19 protein-coding genes, 2 tRNA genes and 1 other RNA gene are annotated in these 20,022 nt (G+C 35.5%); 15 read left to right on the top strand and 7 right to left on the bottom strand.

What is annotated here, in order from left to right:
• Positions 1-53: 53 nt before the first annotated feature.
• Complete coding sequence (locus J3U59_RS09410) at positions 54-668, bottom strand: hypothetical protein (protein WP_267334042.1); 615 nt, start codon at positions 666-668, stop codon at positions 54-56.
• Between the two features lie 28 nt (positions 669-696).
• Positions 697-1,857 carry a bifunctional tRNA (adenosine(37)-C2)-methyltransferase TrmG/ribosomal RNA large subunit methyltransferase RlmN gene (locus tag J3U59_RS09405; protein ID WP_323849461.1) on the bottom strand — a complete coding sequence of 387 codons (1,161 nt, stop codon included), beginning with the start codon at positions 1,855-1,857 and terminating at the stop codon, positions 697-699.
• Between the two features lie 122 nt (positions 1,858-1,979).
• Here J3U59_RS09405 and J3U59_RS09400 point away from each other — a divergent pair, with 122 nt between their 5' ends.
• On the top strand, positions 1,980-2,732 hold the full coding sequence (locus J3U59_RS09400) for a M15 family metallopeptidase (RefSeq protein WP_267334040.1): 753 nt from the start codon (positions 1,980-1,982) through the stop codon (positions 2,730-2,732).
• A 7-nt stretch (positions 2,733-2,739) separates the two neighbouring features.
• On the opposite strand, the gene J3U59_RS09395 is transcribed toward J3U59_RS09400, so the two are convergent.
• Together J3U59_RS09395 and J3U59_RS09390 are read right to left on the bottom strand one after the other, a co-directional pair.
• Complete coding sequence (locus J3U59_RS09395; protein WP_065633801.1) at positions 2,740-4,035, bottom strand: ATP-binding protein; 1,296 nt, start codon at positions 4,033-4,035, stop codon at positions 2,740-2,742.
• Between the two features lie 19 nt (positions 4,036-4,054).
• Positions 4,055-4,735 (bottom strand): response regulator transcription factor, encoded by a 681-nt coding sequence (locus J3U59_RS09390; RefSeq protein ID WP_065633815.1) that lies wholly within the window; start codon positions 4,733-4,735, stop codon positions 4,055-4,057.
• Positions 4,736-5,128: 393 nt separating this feature from the next.
• On the opposite strand from J3U59_RS09390, the gene J3U59_RS09385 reads away from it, so the two are divergent.
• The 14 genes from J3U59_RS09385 to asd all read left to right on the top strand — a co-directional run bounded on the left by J3U59_RS09385 (position 5,129) and on the right by asd (position 16,749).
• On the top strand, positions 5,129-6,424 hold the full coding sequence (locus J3U59_RS09385; protein ID WP_267334039.1) for a serine dehydratase subunit alpha family protein: 1,296 nt from the start codon (positions 5,129-5,131) through the stop codon (positions 6,422-6,424).
• A 123-nt stretch (positions 6,425-6,547) separates the two neighbouring features.
• A tRNA-His gene (locus J3U59_RS09380) sits at positions 6,548-6,623 on the top strand.
• A 22-nt stretch (positions 6,624-6,645) separates the two neighbouring features.
• Positions 6,646-6,722, top strand: a tRNA-Pro gene (locus tag J3U59_RS09375).
• Between the two features lie 41 nt (positions 6,723-6,763).
• Positions 6,764-6,888, top strand: a non-coding RNA gene (locus J3U59_RS09370) — RtT sRNA.
• 176 nt (positions 6,889-7,064) lie between these two features.
• Positions 7,065-7,787, top strand: coding sequence for a GntR family transcriptional regulator (locus J3U59_RS09365; protein WP_267334038.1), 723 nt, complete (start codon positions 7,065-7,067; stop codon positions 7,785-7,787).
• Entirely contained in the window at positions 7,784-8,467 is a 684-nt protein-coding gene (locus J3U59_RS09360) for a GntR family transcriptional regulator (protein WP_267334037.1), read from the top strand. Before J3U59_RS09365 ends, J3U59_RS09360 begins: the two co-directional genes overlap by 4 nt.
• 11 nt (positions 8,468-8,478) lie before the next feature.
• Positions 8,479-8,946, top strand: coding sequence for a PTS sugar transporter subunit IIB (locus J3U59_RS09355; protein WP_065633797.1), 468 nt, complete (start codon positions 8,479-8,481; stop codon positions 8,944-8,946).
• Between the two features lie 17 nt (positions 8,947-8,963).
• Positions 8,964-9,800: a PTS mannose/fructose/sorbose/N-acetylgalactosamine transporter subunit IIC gene (locus tag J3U59_RS09350; protein WP_267334036.1), complete on the top strand. Its 837-nt coding sequence runs from the start codon at positions 8,964-8,966 to the stop codon at positions 9,798-9,800.
• On the top strand, positions 9,781-10,602 hold the full coding sequence (locus J3U59_RS09345; RefSeq protein WP_065633795.1) for a PTS system mannose/fructose/sorbose family transporter subunit IID: 822 nt from the start codon (positions 9,781-9,783) through the stop codon (positions 10,600-10,602). Before J3U59_RS09350 ends, J3U59_RS09345 begins: the two co-directional genes overlap by 20 nt.
• 13 nt (positions 10,603-10,615) lie before the next feature.
• Entirely contained in the window at positions 10,616-11,701 is a 1,086-nt protein-coding gene (locus tag J3U59_RS09340) for an SIS domain-containing protein (protein ID WP_267334035.1), read from the top strand.
• A complete protein-coding gene (locus J3U59_RS09335) occupies positions 11,698-12,696 on the top strand; it encodes an SIS domain-containing protein (RefSeq protein ID WP_267334034.1) in 999 nt (332 codons plus the stop codon). Before J3U59_RS09340 ends, J3U59_RS09335 begins: the two co-directional genes overlap by 4 nt.
• A 14-nt stretch (positions 12,697-12,710) precedes the next feature.
• Positions 12,711-13,142 (top strand): PTS sugar transporter subunit IIA, encoded by a 432-nt coding sequence (locus tag J3U59_RS09330; RefSeq protein ID WP_267334033.1) that lies wholly within the window; start codon positions 12,711-12,713, stop codon positions 13,140-13,142.
• 148 nt (positions 13,143-13,290) lie between these two features.
• Positions 13,291-15,372, top strand: coding sequence for a prolyl oligopeptidase family serine peptidase (locus tag J3U59_RS09325; RefSeq protein WP_267334032.1), 2,082 nt, complete (start codon positions 13,291-13,293; stop codon positions 15,370-15,372).
• 273 nt (positions 15,373-15,645) lie between these two features.
• The gene (gene asd, locus J3U59_RS09320) at positions 15,646-16,749 is read left to right on the top strand and encodes an aspartate-semialdehyde dehydrogenase (protein ID WP_267334031.1); all 1,104 of its coding nucleotides are present in this window, start codon (positions 15,646-15,648) and stop codon (positions 16,747-16,749) included.
• A 42-nt stretch (positions 16,750-16,791) separates the two neighbouring features.
• Here asd and J3U59_RS09315 read toward each other — a convergent pair whose 3' ends face one another.
• Genes J3U59_RS09315 through nagB form a run of 3 tightly spaced genes read right to left on the bottom strand, consistent with a single transcriptional unit; the run spans position 16,792 to position 20,019 of the window.
• Positions 16,792-18,021: an ROK family protein gene (locus tag J3U59_RS09315; RefSeq protein ID WP_267334030.1), complete on the bottom strand. Its 1,230-nt coding sequence runs from the start codon at positions 18,019-18,021 to the stop codon at positions 16,792-16,794.
• A 37-nt stretch (positions 18,022-18,058) separates the two neighbouring features.
• Complete coding sequence (gene nagA, locus J3U59_RS09310; protein ID WP_267334029.1) at positions 18,059-19,201, bottom strand: N-acetylglucosamine-6-phosphate deacetylase; 1,143 nt, start codon at positions 19,199-19,201, stop codon at positions 18,059-18,061.
• 11 nt (positions 19,202-19,212) lie between these two features.
• Complete coding sequence (nagB, locus tag J3U59_RS09305; protein WP_267334028.1) at positions 19,213-20,019, bottom strand: glucosamine-6-phosphate deaminase; 807 nt, start codon at positions 20,017-20,019, stop codon at positions 19,213-19,215.
• Positions 20,020-20,022: the final 3 nt, after the last annotated feature.

Below are 20,022 nucleotides of genomic sequence, written 5' to 3'. Positions count from 1 at the left end.
AAGCCTAGGGTGTAAACTTCCGCTTTGTACAAGCACGATATCGTTATCAATATTTATTTTTTCGCAACAGAAAATAGATAATTAGCCACCTTAGTATCACCATTTTTTTGGTATAATTGAGCCGTTTTAATGACACTTTCTTGTCGAGATGCATCATAATTAAAAAGCTGCTTAAACATTAAATCAGCAGTTTTCTGATCACCGTTTTGAATCGCACAATAACCATACTGTTCATACGCATCGGCTTTCCAACGGTGGCGATCTAAATCAATACTTTGTTGAAATTGTTTTTTGGCTTCTTGATAACGATTTCTACCACATAAAAAAGAGCCATAATGGACATGATACAGTCCATTACCGGGTTGCATTAAGGTGATACGTTTGTAAATCATTTCAGCTTCATTATATTCACCAACATGCTGATCAAACATTGCCATTGCTAGCATAACTTGAGGGTTATTAGGTGAATATTGGGCAGCCAATTTCAAGTTATAATGTGCAGCTTTGATATTTTCTGGTGACTCATCAGCTTTAGCCAAATAAGCTAAACCTAATCGCGTTCTAGATAATGCGGCAGCTTCGGGATCAAATTCTTCATGCCCTTTAACTTGGCAACCTGTTAAAGCAATCATGGATAAACAGCTGAAGATGACTAACCATATTTTCATTAACTTTTCCCTTTTCCGTTGTCTATTTTTATGCGGTTTGCTGAACCAAGTTTTGCTTTTTATACAGTGTTCTTTTAGTCCTGTCGACAACTTCACCGGCTAACTGACCACATGCTGCATCTATATCATCGCCGCGGGTTTTACGTACAATAACCGTAAATCCATAACCCATTAATGTTTTCATAAAACGGTCTATACGTGTATTTGAGCAACGAGAGTAAGGAGCACCAGGGAACGGATTCCATGGAATTAAATTAATTTTACTTGGTACATTTTTTAAGAATTGAGCTAATTCATGGGCATGTTCTACGCCGTCATTAATCTGATTTAGTAATACATACTCAATTGTTACCTTGCCATGATTGGCATTTGAAGTAGATAAATAACGTAAAATTGAATCGCGTAACATCGCCATATTATACTTTTGGTTAATTGGCATAATTTCACTACGTATCGCATCATTTGGAGCATGAAGTGAAATCGCTAACGCAACATCAATCATTCCTGCCAACTTATCTAAAGCAGGAACAACACCAGAAGTTGAAAGCGTAACACGTCTTTTTGATAAACCGTAACCAAAATCATCTAACATGATTTCCATTGCCGGTGCAACGTTAGATAAGTTGAGTAAAGGTTCCCCCATTCCCATCATAACAACATTCGTAATAGGCCTATCAGCTAATTTTCCTGTCACACCAATGGCATTTGATGCACGCCAAACTTGGCCGATTATTTCAGAAACGGTTAAATTACGATTAAAACCTTGCTGAGCGGTTGAACAGAATTTACATTCCAAAGCACATCCTACTTGTGAGGACACACACAAAGTTGCGCGATCGCGCTCAGGAATATACACCGACTCAATCATCTGATTATTGCCAACATCCAATGCCCATTTAATAGTACCATCAGATGAGCGCTGTTCCATCGCTATTATTGGGGCTTTAATTTCGGCTAACGTTTTTAATTGTTCACGTAATTTTTTATTAATGTCAGTCATTTGATCAAAGTCATCTATTCCAAAATGATAGATCCACTTCATCACTTGATCTGCTCTAAAAGGTTTTTCACCTAATGATATAAAAAACTCTCTCAATTGCTGGCGGGTAAAATTAAGTAGATTAATTTTTTCATTGGTTGCTGGAGTAGTTTGTGTTATTTTTGCTGCATCTGCACAATTTACAGACATGTTCGGTGTTGATGATGTTAACATAAGGCCTCGTTTTTACACATTATGGCTATTTAAATTTTTAGGGAAAGGATTATACTGGTTTTCACCTTATCTGGCTAATAAATATTAGTGATATATAAATGAAAATGAATTCAACAATTTTAAAAAAAACGTTAACGATTACTCATACAATAACTTTACTTTTATGTTCAACATTCGCTATGGCACAACCAATTCCATTAGATAAATTAACAGGTCAATTTGACGAAAAGAAAGATAACAATTTTATTGCGTTAGATTCAACAATTTTGCCTGTTAATAAAAAAGGCATGTATCTGCAAAAAGAACCTGCCGAGCAGTTAATTAAAGCTTATAACGACTTTAAAAAGTCTTATCCAGATATACCGTTTATAGTTGTGAGCGCAACTCGTAATTACACGTATCAAAATGGCATCTGGCAACGTAAATGGGATGACTTGTTACCGAAACTTCATGAGCCACAAAAAATTGCTGAGCAAATTTTAAAACTATCATCTATGCCAGGTACCTCAAGACATCATTGGGGAACAGATATTGACATTACCAGTGTTTCATCAAGTTATTTTAGAAATGATAAAAAAGGCATCATACTTTACCAATGGCTACAAAAAAATTTACCTAAGTATGGTTTTTGCCAGCCATTCAATGAAGGTCGTAAAGGAGGGTATTTGCCAGAAGAGTGGCACTGGTCATACAAACCTATTTCCAGCCAATATATCGCGCAATATAAAGCTATATTAGACAGTGAGCCTGATAAAATTATACAAAGGCTCAATTTTACTGGTCACGACAAAATTACACTTGAAAGTTTAGTTAGACAATATGTATTAACGGTTAATTCTGAGTGTTATTAATAATACATTAGTGGTTTCGCCAATAAGGAAGTTTGATAGTGACCACTAATCCCCCACCATCACGATTATTTGCTTGAATCGTACCGTTATGCATAATGACGGTCTTTCTTGCAATTGCCAGACCTAAACCATAACCTTTGCCTAATTGCGCTGACTGGATACGAACAAACGGTTCAAAAATACTCGATAATTTATTTGAATCAACACCTGGACCACGGTCTTTGACTTCAATTTGCAAATATTTACCCACTTCTTTTAACGACACTTCGACAGCTTGCCCAGCTTTAGAAAAACGAATTGCATTACGAATAATATTTTCAACTGCTCGGCGAATTTGTTCCGAATTACCTTTAATAATAGAATGCGTTATGGATGCTAAATTAAAATGTACATCAATTAATTGATGATTGGCTTCATAATTAGCATCACTAATCACCACACTAATTAAATCTTTTAAATCAAAATATTCATCAGTACGATTATTCATTTCGGCGCGTGAATAATTTAAAATTTCACCAATTAACTGATCTAATCGTTCCGACTCTAATTCAATTCTCGCTAAAGCAGTATCAATATTTTGTTTATTTTGTTGGGCAAGCCCAATGGCTAACTGTAAACGCGCAAGCGGTGTACGCAACTCATGTGACACATCATGTAAAAGTGCTTGACGATCTGAAATTAAAATATTTAATTGTTCAACCATCATATCAAAATCTTTACCCAACTCACTGAGTTCATCACGTCTAGGCTTTAATTTTTTAAATAACCTGACAGAAAGATCACCTTGTGATACACGAAAAAAGCCTTGTCGTAATAACCGCATTGGCCTAGTTAAGTTCCATGCTAAAAATAGACTAAAAGCTAAACCAACAAATCCCCCCATTAACATAATTGGCAACGGCATACTAAAAAATACCTTTTTGCTACGATCATCTTTATCTTCTTTGAACGAAACAGCATATAAAGTACCATCAGGCGCAATAGCTGTTCGTTGATAAATATAAGTTGGTGACTCTAATTCATCAGTCAATATATTAACTTGATCATTTTGAGGGGAAATTAATTTTATTGATAACAACGCCCGTTCACGTTCAGGTAAATGCGCAATAAAATTAAGTGTTTCATCTTCACCCGCAACATGTAACAATTGCGCAATCATATCGACTTTGGTCGGCATATGATTAAGAAAACGTTGATTTCTATTTTCTACATAAAAGGAGAAAGCTATCCAGGTTAACTGAAAGGTAAGATAAAAAATCACACAAAATATAATCAGTATTTTCCAAAATAATCGACGATTCATACCAAAGCCTATTCTATCGTTAACGGATACGGTAACCTACTGCTCGAATGGTTTCAATTGTCACATCGTTTTGTGCTACTTGAGACAGTTTTTGACGAATATTACTAATATGGACATCCACGCTACGATCATAAAGCTCTCTAGCTCGACCTAATCCTATTTCAGATAGCTCTTCTTTAGTCACAACCCGTTCGCTATGTTTGACTAATAAAACTAATAAATTGAATTCAGTTGATGTCAAATCAATAACTTGCCCATTCCAAGTACAAAGTCGCTGCGGTAAATCAAGCGTTAAACCATTAAAATGGTATTTTTTGTCATCGACCATTTCAACTGAACGTTCATCAAACCGACGTAAAACCGCTCGCAACCTAGCTAATAATTCTCGTGGATAACAAGGTTTAGGAATATAATCATCAGCACCAAGCTCTAAGCCTAACACCCGATCAATATTATCGCCTTTAGCTGTTAACATAATAACGGGCATATTACATTGTTGACGTATGCTTTTTAATACATCAATACCATTAATATCAGGTAGCATGACATCTAAAATTGCGGCACGATACTTACCCGATAATGCTTCATCAATACCATCTTTACCCAAATAAACACTTTTAATATTAAAACCTTCATTGGTCAAATATTCACTTAGCATTTGTGATAATTCAATATCATCATCAATTAATAAAATATTTATCATAATCGCCATTATTATCTAAATTTTAGGTCTTTACATTATTGCAATAATTAAAAAAAAGTCAGGTAGTTTTACTAAAATATTACATATTTTGAACTATTCCTGATTATTTAATTTACTAACCAACCATATAAAAAATTTAAGATAAATATTATCTCTTATTATATTTTTTGAAAGAATTTGAATAGTATTTATCAGTTAAATTACTTACCATATTATTTAAGTCAAAATTGTCAGATTGGTTATTAATATCAAACAGCAAATAACTAAGTCTTATACTGTTTACGCTGCAATCACATCGTTCAATTTTCAATAAATATTAAATAAAATAGTATGCTATCAAGAAGGTAACATTTCACCATCAACATTACCATTAAAATATGGAGATAAATAATGAAACAACAAGTAATGTGGCAAGAGTTAATTAAATTGGTGAAACATGAAGTATTACCCGCACTCGGTTGTACTGAACCGATATCATTAGCATTTGCCGCTGCAGTTGCGGCTCAATATCTAAACAAAAATAATATTGAAAAAATTGATGCTTATGTTTCACCTAACTTAATGAAGAACGGTATGGGCGTGACTGTGCCTGGCACTGGTATGGTTGGATTACCTATTGCTGCAGCAATTGGCGCAATAGGTGGCGATGCAAATGCAGAACTTGAAGTATTAAAAAATATTACAACAGAGCAAATCACCTTAGCTAAAAAAATGTTAGTGGATAACAAAGTGAATGTGAAAATAGCCAACAATAATCAAGCTATCTACTGTGAAGTCAATATTTATACTCAACACGATCATGTTAAAGTATGCATCGAAAATTCACATACCAATGTTATTTTGATTGAAAAAAACAGTAGCGTTATTTTTAAACAAAATAACATTACTGCAAATCAATTAAACAATAACGATATCATCAAACAGGTATCAGTCAGATTAATTTATGACTTTGCAACCTATGCAAATTTTGAAGATATTCAATTCATTTTACACTCTGCCGAATTAAATTGCGCCCTATCTCAAGAAGGATTAAAGCATGCTTATGGATTAAGTATTGCCTCAACATTACATGAACAAACCCAAACAGGATTATTAGCTGATGATTTGCTTTCAAAGGTCATTATTCGCACAACCGCTGCATCTGATGCTCGTATGGGGGGCGCAACGTTACCAGCCATGAGCAATTCAGGTTCAGGTAATCAAGGGATCACTGCCACCATGCCGGTTGTGGTGGTAGCAGACTATCTAGATGCAACACCTGAACAATTAGCTCGAGCATTAATATTATCCCATACTATTGCCATTTATATTCATAGCAAGTTTCCGCCTTTATCGGCTCTTTGTGCAGCATCAACAGCCGCTATGGGCGCAGCAGCGGGTATGGCATGGTTACTTGGTCAAGGTAGATATGAACCTGTCGATATGGCAATTTGTAATATGATTGGCGACTTATCAGGCATCATTTGTGATGGCGCTTCAAATAGCTGTGCAATGAAAGTTTCAACATCTGTTTCATCAGCGTTTAAAGCTGTACTGATGGCTTTAAACCATATTCGGGTCACAGGAAACGAAGGTATAGTCTGTGATAGTGTTGAAAATTCAATCAACAACTTAGGGGCTATCGCTAGTAATAGCATGAAAGCAACTGATACTCAGATTATTGATATCATGTCACATAAGGCTTAAACTACGTTTTAGTGCTAAAAGATTAAACTTTTAGCGCTTTTAATATAACCAATTGGTATATTTTTTAAAAAATATGCTGGACAATGTTGTTTTTTATGCGTAATATTTCGTCCTGCTTCAATGGTGGCTATAGCTCAGTTGGTAGAGCCCTGGATTGTGATTCCAGTTGTCGTGGGTTCGAATCCCATTAGCCACCCCATTTTATGAAGCAAAAAATCTAACGGCGAGTAGCGCAGCTTGGTAGCGCAACTGGTTTGGGACCAGTGGGTCGGAGGTTCGAATCCTCTCTCGCCGACCAATTTTAAATAAAAAAGCCTGCTCATTGAGTGGGCTTTTTTATTATTCGCTTTAGCTTAAAGGATAAGAACCGACAGAGGTTCGAGCCGAGCGTAGCGAGACAACGTTGCTTTAGCAACGGCCCGAAGGGCGAGCATAAAATGCGAGTCATCCTCTCTTCCCCCGCTCTATTTTTTATTATCTTACTGATTTAATGTTACTAACAATAAATATTGTGATCACAACAACAATTTTGGTACTTAAGATTGACAAGATATATTTTTTTAATTAATTTTTAACCAATAAAAATGGATTTAAGATATATCTTTTAGATATTACGATCCAAAAAGGAAGGGGATGACTATTGGAATATCGTGATATTGCGGTCAAAACAGCTGTTGAAGAGCAAATTAAAGCCAATCCAGCCATAATTAAGGATAAATTCACAGAACGTGGGCTTGCCGAATATTTTGGCGTCAGTCGAACAACGGTTAGAAAAGCGTTAAATGATTTGGCCATGGAAGGCTATGTTTTTTTTGATAAAAAAAATACGCAATATCCAACAATCTTTGAAATCAATATGTTAAAAATGTCTTCATTTAGTGAAGAAATAGATAAAGAAAATCCTAAACAAATTAAAATCAAAGTTCTTTCCAACCAAATTATCAAGACTCCCTCAGAATTGACAAAATTCTTTAATTTTAATCACCAATTACTCAAAATAATTAGGCAACGCGTATTAGGTGAAATGCCTTTATCTTACGAGATCTGTTATTTACCCTTCGAAAAATTCAGAGGTTTAGAAACACAAAATTTGAGCAATGTGTCGCTTTATCAATATTTAAAAGATCATTACCAGCTCATCCCGAGTCATGGTCGGGAAGAAATTACCTACGAAACCGCAACTAAAGAATGTGCCAAGTATTTAGGTATCAAAGAACAAACACCAATCTATAAAGTTTCAAGTTATAACTACGATAATAACTTTGAGCCTTTTGAACACACTGAGCAATATTTAATAGGTAACCGATTTAAATATCACTTATCGGCTAAAAATATCTTCAATTATAGCGAGACAGATAAATGAAGTTATTTGAAAAAATTGCAGTTCAATTAGGCGAGCTAATAGATACAGGTAGGTATGGTGTTGGTGCCGCATTACCGCCAGAAGGCCAGCTACAACAAAACTACGGCGTAAGTAGAACAACTATTCGTAAAGCAATAGATCGATTAGTTGAAAAAAATCAAGTTGTAAGAAAGAAAGGGGTGGGTTTATTTGTCGCACCTAAACTTTCAACGCAAAATATTCTAGAAATGACGGGCATCATCAAACCCTATGATTATCAAAATGATAAAAAAGTGATTAAAGAGTCTTATTTAAGACAAGCAGGAAGCTACTACAGTCAATTATTAAAAATAAAATCGTCCGAGCTTATTTATTATATCAGCTTTCTTGAAGTGGCAAAAAACAGTGTCGTAAAAGCTATATTTTTGTTACCTCTTAACTATTTTCCTGATTTTCAACTTTCCATCATAAAAGTGTTATCGGCGCTGGAAATTGTCAATTCGAGTAAAAAGAAAGTTGATAAATTAGAACAAGATTTACAATTAATTGTTGCCAATGCTGAACTTGCCAAACAGCTAGGTATCAAAATTAATAACCCATTATTTAAAATTTCTAACCACTATTTTGATATTAACAGTGAACCAATAGCCATTGAATATAAATTTGCTACTAATACTAAATATGTTGTCGATTTCACCTAGGAGGAAAATTAATGATTAAATTATTACGTGTTGATCATCGTTTATTACATGGTCAAGTTGTTGTTTCATGGTTCGATAGCGTTGGGGCCAATACTATTTTGGTCGCTAATGATACGGTGGCAAATGACGAACTACGCAAATCAGCTATTCGACTAGCTAAACCTGAACATGGCAAATTAGTCATGAAATCCATTGATGACAGCATTGAGGCAATTAATTCGGGTGTCACTGATAAATATCAAATGCTGATTGTTGTTGAATCGGTTGCCGATGCTGAAAAGCTAATTAGAGGCACTCAAGGAAAAATAACCAGCCTCAATTTAGGTGGCACAAAACCACGCGAAGGCACGAAGAGCTACTCTAAAACGATCAATCTAACTGAACAAGAAGCAGATTTATTAACTGCATTAAAACAAGATGGCATTGATATTTACATTCAACAAGTTCCGAGTGAAGCAAAGCAAAAATTTGAAAAATAATTTAGAGGATACAACACATGAGTATCGAATTAACAGCACTTCTATTAGCTTTAATTGCGATGTTAGCAAATGCTGAATACTTTTTAGGATCATCAATGTTATCTCGCCCACTTGTCACCTGTACTTTAGCAGGTTTAGTTATGGGGGATATCACTCAAGGCATTATCATTGGTGCAACCTTAGAGTTAGCTTTTGTTGGATCGTTTTCTATTGGGGGGTCGATTCCACCCGAAATAATTTCAGGCAGTGTTTTAGGTACCGCATTTGCTATTGGTGCAGGCAAAAGTACCGAAATTGCTTTAACATTAGGTATTCCAATTGCGTCACTGGTGTTATTAGTCAAAAACCTCTGCTTTCTTTTTATTCTTCCTTATTTTGTTCACAAAGCAGACAAATATGCCAGTGAAGGCAATGGTAAAGGGATGGATAGAATGAATATCTTAGGTGGATTTTTCTCAATCAATCTTCCAATTGGGTTAGTTGTCGGATTTTCCTATTTATTTGGTAGTGCCGCTGTTAACAACTTATTAGAGATGATACCTAAATTTATCATTGATGGTTTAGGTATTGCCACAGGGCTACTACCAGCTTTTGGTTTTGCAATGTTAATGAAAATTATGATCAAAAAAACCAATACTACCTTCTTTGTTCTTGGCTTTGCATTAGCGGTATACATGAAAGTACCTGTTACCGGCGTGGCTATTTTTGGCGCTTGTCTTGCCTTAATTTTGACCGGTTATTCTGCATTTAATGGCAAAAAAGGCGCAATAGACGAAGGTAATCAACAGCTCAATACCAATACGGGTAATGCATTAGCATCACAGGAGATCGATTATGAAAATGAAGAATTCTAAATTAGTAACCAATAAAGAATTAAACAGAACCTTTTGGCGCTCGTTTACCGCTGAATGGTCATGGAACTATGAACGACAAATGAATTTAGGCTATGCCTATGCTATGCGTCCGGCTTTGGATAAAATCTACAGCAATAACAAAGTAGAATTAACCGATGCCTATCAACGACACCTTGAATTTTATAATATCACACCATGGTTAATCACTTTTCCATTGGGTATTTGCATTGCCATGGAAGAGCAACACGCTACAGACAGTGAGTTTGATAAAAACTCAATCAATGACGTTAAAATTGCCCTAATGGGACCATTAAGTGGTTTAGGTGACTCATTTTTTTGGGGAACACTACGAGTCATCGCAACAGGCATTGGTACCTCGTTAGCGTTGCAAGGCAATATTTTAGGCCCACTTTTATTTTTACTAATCTTTAATGTCCCGGCAATTTTGGCGCGGTATTTTGGCTTACTCATAGGCTATAACATCGGCACTTCATTTATCGACAAAGTTCAAAAAACAGGTTTGATGGATAAATTATCCTATGGCGCTTCGGTATTAGGGCTTTGTGTGGTCGGGGCGATGGTTGCCACCATGGTTACCTTAAATATGCCATTAAAAATTGGTTCAGGTTCAGACGCAGCATCACTGCAAGATATATTTGATGGAATTGTGCCACAAATATTACCGTTACTTTTTACGCTGTTTATTTTTGTACTTGTTAAAAAAGAAGTGAAAGCACATTGGATTCTATTATTAATTGCGGCAATAGGTATTTTTGGTGCCTGGAGCGGTTTGTTAGGTTAATGAGAGGAAAACAATGAAAAGTATCGCAGATTATGTGGCTTTAGAACCTGAGTATTATCAACATATACTCGATAATTACCAAACGTTATTTGCCAATATTATCGATTTAAGCCAGATCAAACAACTTAACGCAATTGTTATTTTTGCAACAGGTTCAAGCGCTAATGCGGCCTATAGCGCTCGCCCTTTTATGAGTAAAATATTAAACGTGCCAGTTTATATAGAAGATCCTTCTATTGCGGCTAATTATTCATATTACAATGATCCCAACAATTTATATTTTGCTATTTCGCAAGGCGGTGAAAGCTACTCAACGATTCATTTAGTTAAACAATTTGTTGAGAATAATCAAACTATATACAGTTTAACCAGCAATCCAAGCAGTCCATTGTATAAAGTGAGTAATCATATTTTATCAATGGGAATGCCAATTGAAGAGATGCCTTATGTCAGTGCAGGTTATAGTGTAACCATACTCGACTTGATGTTAATCGCTTTAGCTATTAGTCAAAAACTAGCGCGTATTAACGCTCAACAATTTGAAAGTTATTTCACACAAATACAAAAAATAACCCAACTATTGCCACAAGCCATTTTGCAGTCACAAGCTTGGGTTGCGAAACATCAAGATCAATTCAATCAAACTAACCGTGTGATTTTTATCGGTTATGGCGCAACATACGGCATTGCACGCGAAGGTGAAACCAAATTCACTGAAACCGTCCGCAATACAGCATTTGGCAAAGAATTAGAAGAGTATATGCATGGCCCTTATCTTGGCTTGCATCGCGATGATTATATCGTTTTTATTGAGCCACAAGGTCGACTCATGGACAGAGCTGAGTTGTTAAAACAGTTTTTAAAACAATATGTGCAAAACATTGCAACTATTTATGCACATGATACCAAAACACCGAAAACAGCCGATTTGTGCTTAAATATTGAGTGTGATGAACTTTTATCATCACTGTTTATGACTATCCCAATTCACTTACTCAGTTATCAAGTGTCGCAATTAAAAGGTCACAATCTAGAAAAATCAACATATCCAGAATTTGATGAAATCACTAAATCTAAAATAAAGAGGGTTACAGTATGAGAAAATATGACGAACAAAAAGAACTCGACAGCATGAATGGTGCATTAGCGTTACGTCCACAAATTAATGAGTTTATTGATAAAATTCATAAACGTGGTTACAGCAATGTTTGTTGGTTAGGTATTGGTGGCACTTATGCATCATCAATGCAAGCAGTTGTCCATATGAAAGAAAAAACAGCCATTGAAACTTTTGTTCAACATGCGGCTGAATATCTAGTAACAGGAAACAAACGTATCACTAAAGACACATTAATCATTATTTCATCTGTCACAGGTACCACACAAGAAGTCGTTGCAGCTATTGAGAAAATTCAAAAAGAAGTGGGTTCAACCGTATTCGCTTTCATGGATAAAGCTGATACGCCATTAGGGAAAATGGCACACCATGTTATTACTTACCCAATGAATGAACAATTAAAATTCTTTATGACAGCAGATCGTTTAATGTATTTAGCCGGTGAGTTCCCTGATTATGATGAGTTTTATCAACAAATGGATCAACACTTTGCTAAAAATATTGTTGCTGTTGCTAAAAAAGCCGATAAATTTGGTCAAGAAGTTGCTGAAAAACACCATAACGATACAATGCACTATTTTGTTGGTGCGGGCAATCAATGGGGAGCAACGTATTCTCATGCTATGTGTTATTGGGAAGAGCAACATTGGTTACGTTCAAAATCCATTGAGTCAGCTGAATTTTTTCATGGTACATTAGAAGTGATCGATCGTGATACGGCAGTTACTGTTTATGTTGGTGAAGATACACAGCGTCCATTAAGTGAACGTGTCGCTAAATTCTTACCACAAATTTGTGGAAATTACACCATTATTGATACCAAAGATTATGAATTACCGGGTATCGCTGAAAAATATCGTGGACACTTATCACCGTTTGTTTTTCGTACTATCAATAATCGAATTGATGCTTATGTCGAACACTTAAATCGTCATCCAATGTCAATTCGTCGTTATTATCGTTGCTTAGATTACTAAGGAGAACATTGCCAATGATTGCAGTATTAGTCAGCACCCATGGACCAATGGCAAACAGCATTATTGAAAGTGCTGAAATGATTTGTGGTAAACAAACACAATGTGAAGCAGTCCCTTTTTTAACAGAGCAATCGTTAGATGATTTTCAACAGCAAATTGAACAAACATTGACAATGCTAACACAGGAAGGACAAACTCTACTTTGTTTTGTTGATTTAAAAGGTGGCACCCCCTTTAATACATTAACCAGACTAATGGCAAATTACCCAAATCTCGAAATTGTTACTGGGGTGAATATACCCATGTTATTGGCAACATTTATGCTAAGAACGCAAATGGCGTTAGATGATTTATTACCAGAACTAATGCAAACCGCTAAACAAAGTATTGAACACTATAATATGGTGTCAATGACGTCATCAATAATAGAAGATGAAGAGTTTTAAACTGGTCAAATAAAAAACAATTAATTTAACTTTAATAAGGCAAATATATTTTTAACGCAAATAAAATTATATTTGCTTTTATCCATTACGAGTAATACCTTTCTATTTAAAGCCTTACATTGATCATCGAATAAATAGGTAGGCAAATTTGACTATATTCAAAGATAAAACAGCTATCATCATATTGATTCTATTATTAAGTAGTATTTGTAGCTGTTGTAAAACTAATAATGAATTAACATTAAAACAAATCGACACGAACGATAAATATCGTTGGATGGAAAATCAACCACAGTTAATCAATAATTGGTTATTGTCTGAATCTGAACGTACTGTCAAAACACTAAATGCGTTACCTTGGCAAAAAACAGTGAGTCAGCGGTTTGATGAGTTAACAGATTTTGGCGCTGAACCTAGAATATCTGATATTCAATACGTAGGCGATAATTGTTTTTATTTTAAACAAACAGCAGATCATCCGTATAATCGTCTTTTTGTTAAAGATCGCTTCAATAATGAAAAAGTATTAATCGATCCCCCTATTGGCTATGGTATATATGACTTTTATCCTTCACATGATGGTCAATATATTGCTTATAGCATTTATGAAAATGGTGCTGAGATATCATCAATAAAAATTATTAATGTAAAGACCAAATCACATCTTAACGATGATATAACCGGCATATCAGATCCAAATATCATTTGGTCTAAGGATAATTTATCTTTTTTTTATAAAAGAAATGATAGATATCAACATAATAGTCAAAAATCCGGCACAGAAGAGGTCTACCATCACTATTTAAACGCAAATAGACAAAATGATGTTTTAATATTTGGTACTGGCCAGATATCCGATTATAACCCCTTTACTGATCAAAATACTTCATTATCCTTTTCGTCAAATTGGGCTATTGCTTCGGTCTCACCTTCTATATCGGGTTATAGTATCGATTTGTATATAACACCCTATGATGATCTTCAAAAAAACAATGCTCATTGGCAAAAAATCATCGATAGAAAACAAAATGTGACCAATTTTATTCTGAAAGATGATTGGTTATATTTAGCTAAATATAATGATTTGTCTGGTTATACTATTTCGCGCGTGAATCTGAATAAGAATGGCCAACCAGAAGAAAAAATTATGGCATGGCAAAATGGAGATTTGACCCAATTTGCCGCAAGCAAAGATGCTATTTACTTAGCTTATCATGAGTCAACAATCCCCCACTTTGTAACTATCCCTTTTGCTGACACTCATCATGTTAAATTGATTCCACTTGCCAATAATGAAGAAGTAACGGCCATTTTTAGTAATGCAGATCACAAAGAAATATTATTTACTGCTCAAAATTGGACTGTCCCACCCAAAATATTTAGTTATGATCCTGATAATGGGTTAATTCAAGATACAAAAATGATTAATCCCAGTGCTTTTTCGTTTGCCAACTATGAGGCTGAACAACAATGGATAAAATCAAGCGATGGCACACTCATTCCCATGACGATTATTCATCCTAAAGGGATCAAATATGATGGTACTGCTCCTACATGGTTAACGACCTATGGCGCATATGGTGTAAGTCAGCTCGCTTTTTTTGATGCAACACGTTTAATTTGGCTTGAAAGAGGTGGAATAATTGCAATTGCTCACGTTCGAGGCGGTGGAGAATTAGGCAAAAATTGGCATATTGGCGGTAGCTTAGCGAATAAACAAAACTCAGTTGATGACTTTATAAAATGCGCACAATATTTGATTAATCATCATATTACCCAACCATCTAAGCTAGTTATCAGCGGTGAAAGTGCGGGTGGTATTATAATTGGCATGGCATTAGCTAAACATCCTGAACTTTTTGCTGCGGCATCAATTAATGTGGGTATGTTAAATATGAGCCGATTAGATAACATCGCCATTGGCAACGCAAATTTTGCCGAGTTTGGTTCGCCATTAAACGCAAAACAGTTAAATGATTTATCTAAAATAGATGCCTATTTAAACTTAAAAGATAATGTTACGTATCCACCGGTTATGATTTCACTAGGTTTGAAAGATGAACGTGTCGCACCATGGCAAAGTGCTAAATTTATTGCTCGTCTTAATGCGATAAACCATAGCAAAAAACAGCAGGTATTCGTTATTGCAGATCAATATGAAGGGCATTTTTTGGATAATTTTCTCAATACTGTCGAGTTTTTTATTTGGCAAACCATGCCAACACCATAATTAAAAATGGCTAACGTTAAAGTAAATATTATTTATGACAATCTTTATCATCAAATAGGTTACTTAAGCGCACTTATCATTGTAAAAAAAGAATAGGTAACGGACATCAATAAAAACTAGCTAGTAATTTAAATAACAATAGTTTTATATAATTCGCTGTTATCTTTTCATAATCTAAAAAAATAATTCTTATCTTACTTTGATTTATGATGATATTTTGCTTTAATAGTAAAAGTGACTATTTATATAACATCTACTTTTTGGAAATAAATTATGAAAAATGTTGGTTTTGTCGGATGGCGTGGAATGGTGGGTTCTGTTCTGATGCAACGTATGGTTGAAGAACACGATTTTGATTATATTAACCCTGTTTTTTTCTCAACTTCTCAAGCAGGTGCTGCTGCGCCAACTTTTGGTGGAAAAACAGGCACGTTACAACGTGCAGATAATATTGATGCACTAAAAGAATTAGACATTATTGTCACCTGCCAAGGGGGTGATTACACTTCCCAAATCTATTCAAAACTACGCGCGACAGGCTGGCAAGGCTACTGGATTGATGCTGCATCAACTTTACGTATGGAAGATGATGCTGTTATTGTGCTTGATCCCGTTAACAAAGCGAATATCCACGCAGCTCTAGATAAAGGCATTAAAACCTTTGTTGGTGGTAACTGTACCGTCAGTTTAATGCTAATGTCTTTAGGTGGTTTATTTGCTGAAAACTTGATAGATTGGGTATCAGTCTCAACTTATCAAGCAGCATCTGGCGGTGGTGCACGTCATATGCGTGAACTGTTAACCCAAATGGGAATGCTAAATGCCGAAGTTGCTAAAGAATTGCAAGATCCGCATTCTTCAATTTTAGATATCGAACGTAAAGTCACACAAAAAATGCGCGATGGAAGCTTACCTACCGATAATTTTGGTGTGCCTTTAGCCGGTAGCTTGATTCCTTGGATCGATAAAGCACTGGATAATGGCCAAAGTAAAGAAGAGTGGAAAGGCCAAGCTGAAACCAATAAGATTTTAGGAACCAGCCAAATTATCCCTGTTGATGGACTTTGTGTTCGAATTGGCGCTCTACGTTGCCACAGTCAATCATTCACGATTAAATTAAACAAAGATATCAGCGTGCCAGAAGTTGAAAAATTATTAGCTGCACATAATGATTGGGTAAAAGTGGTACCTAATGATCGTGAAATTTCAATGCGAGAATTAACACCAGCTGCCGTTACTGGTACGTTAACAACACCAGTTGGACGTTTACGTAAACTTAATATGGGTAAAGACTATTTATCAGCATTTACCGTTGGCGACCAACTATTATGGGGCGCGGCAGAACCATTAAGAAGAATGTTACGGATTTTAGCCTAATAAAAAAGCCCGAACCCTCGGGCTTTTTTTATCATCAAAAAACTATTGTTCACTATCTTCAACTAATGTCATTAACAACGAACCATTAAATAATGCTTGTTGAATAAGAGCAAAAGCGCCTATAGCTGAACAATCATTTAACACTGAACAATTAATGGTGAGGTTTTTTCTTAATCCCTCTAAACTTTGAGCATTCAATGCACTATTTACAGCATGTAACAATATTTCGGGTGATTTAATTAATTCCCCTGCGAGTACAATACGTTGTGGGTTAAATATATTTACCATAATTGCGACAGCTCGCCCCAAATTTTCACCCGCGTCTTTAACTAATTTAATAGCTAGCTCATCGCCTTGATTGGCACAACTGCAAATATTTGCAATATTACACTCAGTAAGCGTTAATTTAGTCGGATAACCTTGTTCGATCATCTGTTTAGCTCGGCGCTCTATAGCGTTATTTACGACGCGATTTTCTAAACAACCAAAATTACCACAATGACAACGTTCCCCTAGTGTATCGACCTGAATATGACCCACTTCACAAGCACTTTGGTTGTGATTGGTTAATAATTGTTGATTAACAATTACGCCTGATCCTACTCCTCGATGAACCCGTATCAATATTGAATCATCGACATCTTGTGTGGTGCCAAAGTAACTTTCAGCAAGCGCTAAACTTTGAATATCATTGCCTAAAAAGATAGTGACATTAAACTCACGATGTAATACATCACCTAAATGCCACTCTTTAACTTGAATATGCGGAGCGTATCGAACAATACCGCGTACAGAGTCGATCAAACCAGGAAGTACGACCGCTATGGCTATCAGGCGTTTCACTTTTTTACTATTTTTATGAATAAATTCTTTGAGTAAAGCAACAAGATAGTCTTGCACTTCTTGCTCAGTAAAATCGGTTAACGGATAAACCTCTAACGCTATACTATGCGCACCTAAATCATAAAGTTCAATGGTAACATGTGAACGACTTAATTGTACGCCAATAGTTTGATAATAACTAAACTTAGCTTGTATAGAAACAGCTGGACGCCCACCTGTTGATTGTTGTGCATCAACTTCTTTAATCAATTTATTTTTAAGTAGTTGGCGGGTAATTTTTGTGATACTTGCTGGAGCTAAGTGGCTAATTTCAGCAAGTTGTATTCGAGAAATTGGCGCTTGCTGAACAATCAAACGATAAATCATTGCATAATTAAGTTGCTTGATTAGCTCAGCATTGCCAACTAAGTTCAGATAATTAAATGTCATAAATTAACTCAGATAATTTCATTCGTTATCTGACATTCTAGCGGGTCATCACCCCATTAACAACCGTTTTAATTATTCTAAAGTCACGATTAAAAACAACAAGATTGGCTATTTTACCTGCATTAATTGTACCCAGTTGTTTATCGACACCTATGGCTTTTGCGGGATAAAGCGTTGCCATTCTTAATGCCTCATCCAATGCAATGCCTACATATTCAACTGCGTTTTTTACCGCCTCAATCATGGTTAGGGCTGATCCACCTAATGTGCCATTTTCATCAACGCAACGCCCATCTTTATAATAGATAGTTTTTCCAGCAAACACGCCCGAAGTTAAATTTGAACCAGCAAGTAACATTGCATCAGTTATTAAAATTAAATGATCTTGCTTTATTTTATGGCTATTACGAATATTAGCCCAGCTCACATGATGACCATCAGCAATAATGCCGACGTAAACCTCTGGTTCATCATAAATCGCACCAACTACACCCGGTTCTCGCCCAGAAATATAAGGCATAGCATTAAATAGATGCGTGCCTAAACGAATACCGTCATTAAATCCTCGACGACAATCATCATAATGCGCATTAGAATGACCTACTGATACATGAATACCTGCATTAACCAACTGTTGAATAAAATGACTTTCAACTTTTTCTGGTGCCAGGGTAATAATTTTAATCACATCAGCATTTTCGCAAAGAAAATCAATCATTTTTTGCGACGGTTGACGAATAATATTAGGATCATGAATACCTTTCTTTTCTGGATTGATATAAGGTCCTTCAAGATGTAATCCCAAAGCTTGGTTAGGATGCGTGGCTAAATATTCACGCATAACATTCACTGCTTTTATCATAAATTCATCTGTTGAAGTAATCAAAGTCGGTAAATAACTGGTACAACCATGAACAAGGTTTGTTGCTTGCATTGCTTCTAGTGTTTTCACACTCAAAGCATCAAGTGTTTCATTAAACTGTACCCCGCCACAGCCATTGACTTGAATATCAATAAGACCCGGTGCAACAATAGCACCTTGTAAATCGTCAATAGTGATGCCAGCTGGCAATTGTTCTTGTTTACAAACTTTGCTAATCTTATCGCCGTCAATAATAACGGCGTGATTTTCAAGAATTTCATAACCAGTATAAATACGACAATTTGTTAATGCGTACATTGAGTTATCCTTTATAAAACAGTTATTTTAAGATTATCTGCTTCCATCTGTTTAAAATATTTTAAGGTTTTGACTTTAAGATCATCAGTACTTGGCTCATCACAAACAATAATTGATGCTGGGTGCATTTGTAATGCAGTCACAGTCCATAAATGATTAATTGAACCTTCAACACCGGCTTGCAGTGCTAAACTCTTATTATGACCACAAACAAGTAAAATTACCTCTTGTGCATCCATTAATGTTGCAACACCAATAGTCAGTGCGTGTTTTGGTACTTGATTTTTATCATTATTAAAAAAGCGAGAATTAGCAATAATGGTATCTTCAGTTAAAGTTTTAATCCGTGTTCTTGAACAAAGTGAAGAGCCTGGTTCGTTAAATGCAATATGTCCATCTTGACCCACACCACCAACAAAGATATTAATTTTACCATAAGCTTTAATTTTTTCTTCATATTGACGACATTCTGCATCGATATCAGGAGCATTACCATTTAAAATATTGATATTATTTTTATCGATATCAATATGATCAAAAAAGTTTTCATGCATAAAAGTATGGTAACTTTGAGGGTGATCTTCCGGTAACCCAACATATTCATCCATATTAAAGGTCACAACGTGTTTAAAACTGACATGACCTGCTTGATAATGTTTGATTAATTGTTGATACATAACTAAAGGTGAACTTCCCGTTGGTAAACCTAATAAAAACGGACGATCCGCTGTCGGTTTAAATTGATTAATTTTATTAACAATACGCTGTGCCACCCAAGCGCCAACTTGTTGCGCATTTTCTAAAGGAATAAGTCTCATGTG

The sequence above is a fragment of the Gilliamella sp. B3783 genome, assembly GCF_026536125.1.
Taxonomy (GTDB): Bacteria; Pseudomonadota; Gammaproteobacteria; order Enterobacterales; family Orbaceae; genus Gilliamella.
The sequence above is the reverse complement of the archived record's forward strand: the minus strand, read 5'-3'. Positions and strand labels throughout refer to the sequence as shown.